The sequence below is a fragment of the Streptomyces sp. URMC 129 genome (genome assembly GCF_051386415.1).
GTDB lineage: Bacteria > Actinomycetota > Actinomycetes > Streptomycetales > Streptomycetaceae > Streptomyces.
In genome coordinates, this window is record NZ_JBPQTQ010000195.1 from 1 (window position 1) to 7,627 (window position 7,627).

The following is a 7,627-nucleotide window of genomic DNA, read 5'->3' on the forward strand; positions in this document are numbered from 1 at the left end:
AAGCTAAGCCCTCCAGCGCCGATGGTACTGCATGGGGGACCGTGTGGGAGAGTAGGACACCGCCGGACAATTATTGGAAGATGGATGAGTAAGGCCCGCCGAAATTTGTCGGCGGGCCTTGTCGTTTTTGTGCTCGACCGGGATCCGCCGTGAGGGCGTTGCGGTCCGCCGGGCCGGGTGGAACCATCTGCGCATGGCGTACAAGGTCCGGCAAACCCACCGCGACGACTGGGAAAAGCTCAGAGAGCTGCGTCTTGCCGCCCTGCGGGATCCTGTCGCGCCGGTGGCCTTCTTCGAGCCCTACGAGGAGGCCGTGCGCCTGACCCGCGACGAGTGGGAGCGCCGGGCCGCGGGGCGGGAAAGCGTGATCTTCATCGGCGAGACCGACGACGGGACATGGGGCGGAATGGTCGGCGCCTTCGGCAAGCGGCAGCTGGTCTACGTGGTCGGGGTCTACATGCTGCCCGAGCACCGGGGGACCGGGCTCGCCGCCCAGTTGATGGAGGCCGCGATCGACTGGGCCGACGGGCTCGAAGTCCGGCTCCGCGTCCACGAGAACAACAAGCGGGCCGCCCGCTTCTACGCGTCGCTGGGCTTCCGGCCGACCGGCGGCTCGGACCGGGACCCGCGCGACACCTCCCTGCGGGCCTACGAGCTGGCGCTCAAGCCGGCCTCGGGCTGACCGTCCGGGGGTATGCATCAGTCGGGGTCGACCTCGCGAGCCCCCAGGCCGTGGCCGACCACGACCGCCTCGGTGTTACGGCCGTCACCCGCCTCGTCGATCTGGGCTGCGGCACCGGGGCCCTGGTGATCCGGGCCGCCGCACGCGGCGCCGAGGCGCACGATGTGGACGTCTCCCCGCAGACGCTCGACAACGCCGCCGGGGGGCCGGCCGATGTCGTCATCACCACTTCCGCGCTCCACCAGCTCCCCGACTTCTGGAAGCAGCAGGCCCTGCTCCGCATCGCCGCGGTGCTCCGCCCCGGCGGCACGTTCTACCTGTGGGACGTGATCTACAGCTTCCGCGTGGCCGAGGCCGACGCGCATCTGGAGCGGTGGATCGGGACAGAGGGACGCCCCGAGGGCGAGGCTTCACCCGCGAGGACGTCGCCACCCACGTCCGCGAAGAGCGAAGGCATGCCGCACCGCGCCCGCCCGGAAATCACCGGCCGTGCCTTCCCGGCCCCGACCTATGCGGAGTACGTCTGCCGCCGCCCGGCTTGAGAGGTTGGATCACGTCCGGTCGAGGACGGTCAGCGTCGGCTGGTCCGTGGCAAGCGCGTCCAGCAGGGCCGTGCGCAGGCCCGCCGTCTCCTTGCGGTCGCCCACGATGTAGAGCGTCGCGCTCTCACCCGTCAGGTTGTCCAGGGCCAGCGCGTCGACGCGGCCGGGGGTGCACGCCTGACGGATGTGCAGCTGCTCAAGGCCCGCCAGCGCCCGCCCGATGAGCCGCAGCGCGGCGTCCCGGCGTCCCGGGTGCGACGTCAGCGTGCTCTCCAGCTCCATCGACGCGCCGCCCGCCGCGCGGGAGTGGGTGCGCAGGATCTTCGCGGGCTCGCTCGTCGACCGGCCGTTCGCCCAGCGGTGCACCTGGGTGAACGGGGCGCCGGCGAGGGACGCGGCGTGCAGGTAGCAGCGCAGCAGCGTTTCGGCCGCGTCGGCGTCGAGCTGGAACACGGGCTCCGTCGGCCGGAAGGGACCCAGCAGGGCGGCGGCCCGGCGGCGGGCGAGCAGCATGTCCTCGCAGCCGCGCTGGGGTGCCCAGCGCAGCCGGACGGCGGCGTCGGTGACATGCCCCGGGTCGTAGACGTGCACCGGGCCGTGCACGCGGCGACGGCGGCCGGTCGTGGTCCACAGGCGGCCGTCCGGGTCGATGACCACCAGCCCCGCCGGCGCGTCCACCACCGCGCTCTCCGTGTCCCGTTCCTCGAACGCGACGGCCGGAGCCGGCGGAGCCGTCGCCTCCCGAGGGGCGGGCGTGACGGGCGGCGGCAGGGGCGCGGCGACCGCGGGGGCGACCGGGCCGACCGGGGCGGCCGGGGCGGCCTCCTCCGGTGCCGGTGCCGGTGCCGGAGCGGGCCCGGGCTCGTGCTCTTCGCGCGGTGCCTCGCGGCGGGCCCGCCAGCGCGCCAGGCGGATCATCACCCACAGCACGGTGGCGAACAGGACCGCCACCTGGCCGAGGAAGACCAGCCACATCAGCGACGCGGTCGGCAGCGTCTCCGGGGCCGCGTCCGGCCAGGCGCCGGGGATGTCGCCGGGCGCGGTGAGCAGCGACCGCATCGCCGACGCGGTGGCCGGGAACGACACGCCTTCCGGCCACGCGCCGTGCCGCAGCCACCCGGCGAGGCAGGTGGCCGACCACGTGAACGCGGTCAGGCCGACCAGCGCCGCCAGCGTGCCGACCAGCAGCGCGTCGGGCACGCCGCCGCCTCCGCGGCGGACGGGGGTGCTCGCGGGGTGCCGGGGTGCGCGCTGGTCGTGGGACATCGTTCTGACTCCTGGGTGGCGGTCCGGTCCGGTCCTGCGCTACCCGACTCCCTGCCGCTTCTCGAAGGACATCACACGGGCCTCCGTCTCCGCCTCGAACGGGTCGTCCGCGGCGGGGAGAAGCTCCTCCTCGGGCAGGGCCCGGGGCGAGGACTCCGTCATGGCGCGGTCGGTGAAGACGAGCGGGCGCTCGGCCTCGGTGACCAGATGCTTGACGACCTGGACGTTCCCGTTGACGTCCCAGACGGCCATGCCGGGGGTGAGGGTCGGGATGATCTCGACGGCCCAGCGCGGCAGGCCGAGCACCTGCCCGGTGGCTCTGGCCTCGTCGGACTTCTGGGCGTAGATGGTGCGGGTGGACGCCATCTTGAGGATGGCGGCGGCCTCCTTGGCGGCGGCGCCGTCCACGACGTCGGAGAGGTGGTGGACGACGGCGACGAAGGAGAGGCCGAGCCGGCGGCCGAACTTCAGCAGGCGCTGGAAGAGCTGGGCCACGGACGGCGAGTTGATGATGTGCCACGCCTCCTCGACCAGGAAGATGCGCTTCTTCCGGTCGGGCCTGATCCAGGTGTGCTCCAGCCACACGCCGACGATCGCCATCAGGATCGGCATCGCGATCGAGTTGCGGTCGATGTGCGAGAGGTCGAAGACGATCAGGGGCGCGTCGAGGTCGATGCCGACCGTCGTCGGGCCGTCGAACATGCCGCGCAGGTCGCCGTCCACCAGCCGGTCCAGGACCAGGGCCACGTCGAGGCCCCAGGCGCGGACGTCCTCCAGCTCGACGTTCATCGCGTCCGCCGCCTCCGGCAGGGGGTGGCGCAGCCGCTCCACGATGTCGGAGAGGATCGGCTGGCGCTCGGTGGTCGTCTGGTTCACATAGGCGTGCGCGACCTTCAGCGCGAAGCCGGCGCGCTCGTCGAGCGAGCGGCCGAGGGCGACCTCGATGATCGTGCGGAGCAGGGCGAGCTGGCCGGTCGTGGTGATCGCCGGATCCAGGGGGTTGAGCCGGACGTTGCCGTCGAGGGCCGCCATCGGGTCGAGGCGGATCGGGGTGATGCCCAGCTCCTCCGCGATCAGGTTCCACTCACCGACGCCGTCCTCGCCCTGGGCGTCGAGCACGATCACCTGCCGGTCGCGGAAACGGAGCTGGCGCAGCACGTACGTCTTCTCCAGCGCCGACTTGCCGTTGCCGGACTCGCCGAGCACCAGCCAGTGCGGGGCGGGCAGTTGCTGGCCGTAGAGCTGGAACGGGTCGTAGATGTAGCCCTTGCCCGAGTAGACCTCGCGGCCGATGATCACGCCGGAGTCGCCCAGGCCGGGCGCGGCGGTGGGCAGGTAGACGGCCTGCGCCTGCCCGGTGGAGGTACGCACGGGCAGCCGGGTGGTCTCCGTCCTGCCGAAGAGCAGGCTGGTGAACGCGTCGGTGATGGCGGTCAGCGGGTCGCGCGGCGACATGGTGGCAGCACCTCCTTCACGTCCATTCGTCTACGTCCTCCGCGTCCTTTTCGTCCCTGCGGTCGTCCCTGCGGTCGTGCGGTTGTCGTCGTGCCGTCGCTCACGCGGCGGCGGCGCTCATCGCCGGATTCCGGTGGCGAAGGGAAGCGTGTTGACGAACGCCCGGTGGTGCTCGCGGTCGCACCACTCAAGCTTCAAATATGACTTACCAGCGGACGCGCGGATAGTCCGCTTGTCGCGGGCGAGGGCTTCGGGATGGGGGGAAGAGACGGTGATATAGCCCACCAGGTTCACTCCGGCGGCGCCGGAGGCCAGGTCGTCGCCGCGCTGGTCGACGCGGCCGTGGGCGGCCACGTCGCGCGGGTCGACCGTGCGGTTCATCTTGGCGGCGCGGGACGCCTCGGCCTCGTCGTTGGTCTTCTCCGTCAGCATGCGCTCGATGGCGATCTCGGTCGGCTCCAGGTCCATGCAGACGGCGACGGTCCGGATGACGTCGGGGGTGTGGACGAGCAGCGGCGCCAGGAAGTTGACCCCGACCGGGGTCATCGGCCACTCCTTGATCCACGCGGTGGCGTGGCACCAGGGCTCCCGCGTGTCCGACTCGCGGGTCTTGGCCTGGAGGTACGTCGCCTCCCGGGCGTCCAGCTCGGCCGGCCAGGCGTTCCGCTTGGACATGGCCTGGATGTGGTCGATCGGGTGGTCCGGGTCGTACATGGAGTGGATGAGGGAGGCGAGCCTGGCCTCCCCGAGCGGCTGCCGGACGCGGATGTCGGCCTCGGCCAGGCGGGCGCAGATGTCGGTCAGCTCGCGTGCCATGACGACGGCGAGCGCCTCGTCCTGCGTCATGCGGCGCTGGCCCGCGGCGGGGCGCGAGACGCGGGAGGCGCGGGCGATGGCCTGGGCCTCGTTGGCCAGCTCGCGCGAGTGGTGCATGCAGGCCACCAGGTAGGCCCGGTGCTGCTCGCTGGAGGTCGAGACCATGGACTGCAACTGCTCGTAGGAGTCCTGGATCCAGTGCGGCGCGTTCACGTCGCCGCGCTCGCGCACGTCGTTGGCGTGCGCGTCGGGGTCGGCGGGCAGGGTGCGGGCCAGCATCTGGAGGCGGGTCACGTGGCCGTCGCCGTTCGCGACGTGCTTCAGCAGCGTGCCGAACCGCTCGACCAGGGCCTCCTGGTCCTCGCTGTCGCGCAGGCCCACGCCGGGGCCCTCGATCTCGATGGCCGCGGTGATGGTCCGCCGGTCGCTGTGCAGCAGGACCGCCAGCTCGTCGGGGCCGAACGCGGCGGCCAGCCACCGGACCCGGCCGACGCCGGGGGGCGCGCCGATCTCGACCTCGCGGCCGTCGAGCATCGTGCCGGCCTCCGGGGCGCTCGACCGGTACGTCGCGCCGCGGCGCAGGGTCCGGCGGTAGGAGCGGTTGATCTCGAACCACTTGTAGAACGTCCGGCCGTTGTACGGCATGTAGACCGCGGCGAAGGCCAGCACGGGGAAGCCGGCGAGGCCGATGATGCGCAGGAGCAGGACGGGGACGAGCAGGCCGCTCATCATGCCGAGGAACGCGCCGATGACGATGAGGGCGATCTCGCCCGTCTCGCGATTCCTGCCGACGATGGCCTGGGGCCGGGCCCGCCCGATCAGATAGGTGCGGCGCCTGGTGAAGGTCTGCGGCGGGGCGCTCACCGGCTACCTCCTTGATTTCCCTGATGTCCTGTGCGGTTGCTGGGGCCGGGGGACGACGACGGCCCGGACTGGCCGGAACGGGTGCCGTGTGCGGCGACACCGCCGGCCAGGGGGTTGGCCGGGCGTCCGCCGCCCGTGCCGCCGGTGCCCGCGCCACCGCCGCCGGTCCCGCCGTCGCGGGTGCCGTGGGTGCTCATGCCCTGGCGGAGCATGGTGGCCGGGGTGGCGATGGCGACCTTGGCGGCGTGGTTCGAGGTGTCCTGGCGCATCTGGCGGTGGTTGACGATCTCGTCGCCGAAGCCGGGCACGAAGCGGTAGATCATGGCGGACGCGAAGATGGCCAGGAGGATGATGGCCAGCCCGGAGATGATCGAGGAGACGGCGGTGGGGCCCTCCTCGGTGGTGAGGGCGCCGGCGAGGCCGAGCACGATCACGATGACGGGCTTGATGAGGATGACCGCGACCATGATCCCGGCCCAGCGGCGGACGTGGCCCCAGAGGTTCTTGTCGACCAGGCCGGCATAGACGGCGGTGCCGAGGAGCGCGCCGACGTAGAGCATGGCGGCGCGGATCACGAGCTCCAGGGCGAGGACGCCGGCGGCGAGGATGGAGATGAGGGAGACGACGATCAGCATGATCGGGCCGCCGCCGATGTCCTCGCCGGATTCGAGGGCGGCGGCGAAGTCGCCGAAGAACGCGTCGGAGTTGTCCCCGGTCCCGGCCACGATCGCCTCGGTGACGCCGTCGGTGGCGGAGACCACGACGTAGAGGCCGAGGGGGGTGAAGGCGGAGGCCATCACGGTGAGCCAGAGGAAGCCGACGGCCTCGGACAGCGCGGTGCTCAGCGGCACGCCGCGGATGGCGCGCTTGACGATGGCGAGCAGCCACAGCACGAGCGTCAGGACGGTGGAGGCGGCGAAGACGACGGCGTACTGGCGGAGGAAGGAGGCGTTGGTGAAGTCGACGTTGGTCGTGTTCTCGACCAGATCGGACAACTCGTTGACGATCCAGGCGGCGGCGTCGGCACAGCCACTGGCGAGGGAGGACAGAGGATCGAGGGAATCACTGAGCGGATCGTCGATCCCGCCCCCGCCGCTGTCCTCGGAGTCGCCGCCCGGCGTGTCGCCCTCGCAATAGTCCCTGGCCGCGCCCGAGATGAGCTCGCAGTCCTCCTCGTCGGCGCGGGCGAGGGGCGCTTGGACGAAGCCGAGCGCCAGGGTGCCTGCGGAAGCCGTCGCCAGCGTGGCGAGGCGGAGGCGGGGGCTAACGCGCATAGGTGAACCCTCCGAACTCTTCGACCGCTTCCGCGATCTCGTCCGCGCCGGAGACCAGGTTGTCGCCGCTCACGGGGGTCGGTCCCTCCGACTGGTCGGTGGAGACCACCTTCCAGTCTGCGTTTTCCCAGACCAGAGTGAAACTCATGGTGAACCAGCTGGTCCGTACCGGGCTCTGCGAGTCGGTGCCCGCGATGCCGAAGAGCCCGGAGCACCACACCGCGATCTCCGCCGTGGTGGCGGAGTAACTCGTCACCGACGTGCCGACGGGCATGGTCCGGTTGACGAAGGTGTACCCGTCCGCCACGCGGCCCTCGGCGTCGAGGCCGATGCTCTCGTTGAGCTGGGGGCTGTAGTCGGCGTCGAACGCCGCCTGGAGGTCCGCGCGGGAGGTGGAGGCGCTGACCGTGTCCACGATCGTCCGGCGTTCGTCCGGGTTGAACATTTCGGTGCCGCCGAGGGCCACCGCGTAGTTCGCGGCGGCGCTCTGGGCGCCTTGTTCTGTCTGGGGGAAGCCGGAGGGGATGCCGTTGGTGGAGTCCTCGACCGGGGTTTCGCCGGTGGGGGACGTGGGCTCCGCGGTGCTGTCCGCCGTGTCCTGGGACGACGCGTCGCCGTCGCCGTCGCGGGACTGGTTGGCGAAGACGATGGCCGCGAGGAGGATCACGATCACGCCGACGATCGTCGCCATGCTGCGGCCGGGGGACGACGGCGGGCGGCGGGAGGGG

General features: G+C 71.9%; 7 protein-coding genes and 1 rRNA gene. 3 read left to right on the forward strand and 5 right to left on the reverse strand.

Annotated features, from left to right (window positions below):
* From rrf to ACSNOC_RS26245, 3 genes are all read left to right on the forward strand, one after another.
* Positions 1-68: ribosomal RNA gene (gene rrf / locus ACSNOC_RS26235) — 5S ribosomal RNA — on the forward strand; the annotation flags it as partial.
* A gap of 125 nt (positions 69-193) precedes the next feature.
* Complete coding sequence (locus ACSNOC_RS26240) at positions 194-682, forward strand: N-acetyltransferase family protein (RefSeq protein WP_436750056.1); 489 nt, start codon at positions 194-196, stop codon at positions 680-682.
* Between the two features lie 50 nt (positions 683-732).
* Complete coding sequence (locus tag ACSNOC_RS26245) at positions 733-1,224, forward strand: class I SAM-dependent methyltransferase (protein WP_436750057.1); 492 nt, start codon at positions 733-735, stop codon at positions 1,222-1,224.
* Positions 1,225-1,233: 9 nt separating this feature from the next.
* On the opposite strand, the gene ACSNOC_RS26250 is transcribed toward ACSNOC_RS26245, so the two are convergent.
* From ACSNOC_RS26250 to ACSNOC_RS26270, 5 genes are all read right to left on the reverse strand, one after another.
* Positions 1,234-2,490: a type VI secretion protein gene (locus ACSNOC_RS26250; RefSeq protein ID WP_436750058.1), complete on the reverse strand. Its 1,257-nt coding sequence runs from the start codon at positions 2,488-2,490 to the stop codon at positions 1,234-1,236.
* Positions 2,491-2,529: 39 nt separating this feature from the next.
* On the reverse strand, positions 2,530-3,945 hold the full coding sequence (locus ACSNOC_RS26255; RefSeq protein ID WP_436750059.1) for an ATP-binding protein: 1,416 nt from the start codon (positions 3,943-3,945) through the stop codon (positions 2,530-2,532).
* Positions 3,946-4,062: 117 nt separating this feature from the next.
* A complete protein-coding gene (locus ACSNOC_RS26260) occupies positions 4,063-5,625 on the reverse strand; it encodes an SCO6880 family protein (protein WP_436750060.1) in 1,563 nt (520 codons plus the stop codon).
* On the reverse strand, positions 5,622-6,899 hold the full coding sequence (locus tag ACSNOC_RS26265; protein ID WP_436750061.1) for a hypothetical protein: 1,278 nt from the start codon (positions 6,897-6,899) through the stop codon (positions 5,622-5,624). Before ACSNOC_RS26265 ends, ACSNOC_RS26260 begins: the two co-directional genes overlap by 4 nt.
* Positions 6,889-7,627, reverse strand: a 739-nt coding sequence (locus tag ACSNOC_RS26270; protein ID WP_436750062.1) for a hypothetical protein, incomplete at its 5' end; no start/stop codon positions are given. The genes ACSNOC_RS26270 and ACSNOC_RS26265, both read right to left, overlap by 11 nt.

Coding starts and splice junctions, on each gene's coding strand:
- ACSNOC_RS26240 (WP_436750056.1), top strand. CDS start 194: ATGGCGTACAAGGTCCGGCAAACCCACCGCGACGACTGGGAAAAGCTC.
- ACSNOC_RS26250 (WP_436750058.1), bottom strand. CDS start 2,490: ATGTCCCACGACCAGCGCGCACCCCGGCACCCCGCGAGCACCCCCGTC.
- ACSNOC_RS26255 (WP_436750059.1), bottom strand. CDS start 3,945: ATGTCGCCGCGCGACCCGCTGACCGCCATCACCGACGCGTTCACCAGC.
- ACSNOC_RS26265 (WP_436750061.1), bottom strand. CDS start 6,899: ATGCGCGTTAGCCCCCGCCTCCGCCTCGCCACGCTGGCGACGGCTTCC.